Annotated in this window: 2 protein-coding genes; both read left to right on the forward strand. The window is 62.9% G+C overall.

The window, feature by feature from the left end; genetic code table 11:
* The first annotated feature begins 272 nt into the window (after window positions 1–272).
* Window positions 273–1109: a universal stress protein gene (locus tag JKG68_RS32175; protein ID WP_202066474.1), complete on the forward strand. Its 837-nt coding sequence runs from the start codon at window positions 273–275 to the stop codon at window positions 1107–1109.
* A gap of 173 nt (window positions 1110–1282) precedes the next feature.
* Window positions 1283–1607, forward strand: a 325-nt coding sequence (locus JKG68_RS32180; RefSeq protein WP_202066476.1) for an aminoacyl-tRNA deacylase, incomplete at its 3' end; no start/stop codon positions are given.

A 1607-nucleotide genomic window follows, 5' to 3' on the forward strand; every position in this document is an offset into this window, starting at 1 on the left:
TGGCCTTTCCTTCTCTACGAAAAAGCTCGCTCGCCGGTAAGAAGCTGGGAGGGAGCGGAGTTTCAGGAGGAACCGCCCGAAGTCGAGCATATCGAGCCTACGTCTTTGCGCCAGCCGCCCGACCACTTAGGTTAACCGCGGCAACAGATATGGACCGGATTGGTAGCATCAGGTCAGGCGGGTCGCGCGAGCCCGTCAGCGACAGGGCGCTGCCGAAAGAGTATAATCCCTCTCAGCGTCTGGGCAGCCGTCATTCGGTATGGAGGTGAGCCATGAAGTCGATCCTCGTTCCGGTGGAAGAGCATCGTCTCATCCAGCCTGTTCTGGAGACGGCGCTGCTGCTCGGGCGAGCCCTGAACGGCTACCTGGAAGGCATGGCGATCACGCCCAACCTGCCATCCTACATCGCCTCCGACCTTGCCATCCGTGACATCCCGTTCCTTGATCCTACGGTGCGCCGCGAGCGCGCCGAGGCGTCCCGCCGTCACTTTGAGACGTTCATGACGGCCCAAGGGGTTCCCCGTTCCGAAACAGGAGCCTTAGAGCTTTGCTTTGGCTGGCATAGCGGCGACCTGGCGGAGGACGACTTCCTCGGCCACTATGGACGAGCCTTCGACATCACCGTGCTTGGACGGCCGAGTGATGAGCCCAATGAGCCGCGCCTGCCAACGGTCGAGGCGGCGCTGTTCGAAAGCGGCCGCCCGGTTCTGCTCGTGCCACCAACCGCGCCTGCCACTCTGGGCACGACCGTGGTGATTGCCTGGAACCGGAGCACGGAAACGGCTCGCACGGTTGCCCTGGCGATGCCGCTGCTCGCCAAGGCGCAGCGGATCGTGGTGGTCGACTTTGAGGACTGGGGCGTCTCAGGTCCCTCGACGCAGGATCTCAGCCGCACCCTCACACGCAACGGCTTGCCGGTGGAAACCCAAACCGTCCCAAACCCGCACGGGCATGCTGGCGAGGCTATCCTGTTGGCGGCTGTGTCGCTCGGGTGCGATCTGCTGGTCAAAGGCGCCTACACCCAGAGCCGGTTGCGGCAGTTCATCTTCGGCGGAGCCACCAGCCACATTCTGTCGAACACCACTGTTCCGGTCCTGATGGCGCACTAGGCTGGGGTGATCCAGTTCGCCACTACGGCGGATCACCAGACCAGCAGTTCGATTGGCACCAGGGACACAGGGGTGTATAATATGCAGCTGCCAAGAAGCCGCGCCATGCGGTGTCGGTCGAACAGGACATGCCTCGTGGTGCAGGGAACTCCTTGCCCCATCGGAGGTCCGTCATGACCATCGCACCCACACTTCAAAAGTACATGGACAAGCAAGGGATCCGGTACAAGCTTGTGCCGCATGAACCGACCCTGTCAGCGCTGGGGTCCGCCCACGCAGGTCACATTCCGAGTGACCGGCTGGCCAAAGCTGTCGTGCTCAACGATGGGGGCCGCTACAAGCTCGCCGTTCTCCCCGCGTCTCATCATCTTCAGCTGTCCGATCTCAGGACAGAGCTCGGGCATGAGATTCACTTGGCCACTGAGCCGGAAGCTGCGGAGGTCTTCCCCGACTGTGCGCTCGGCGCGGTTCCGCCTGTGGGCGCCTGCTATGGGCTGG

This window comes from Microvirga aerilata (genome assembly GCF_016743775.1).
Classification (GTDB): Bacteria; Pseudomonadota; Alphaproteobacteria; order Rhizobiales; family Beijerinckiaceae; genus Microvirga; species Microvirga aerilata.

Excerpts from the sequence above, each read along its gene's own strand:
- JKG68_RS32175 (WP_202066474.1), top strand. The coding sequence starts at position 273 with ATGAAGTCGATCCTCGTTCCGGTGGAAGAGCATCGTCTCATCCAGCCT.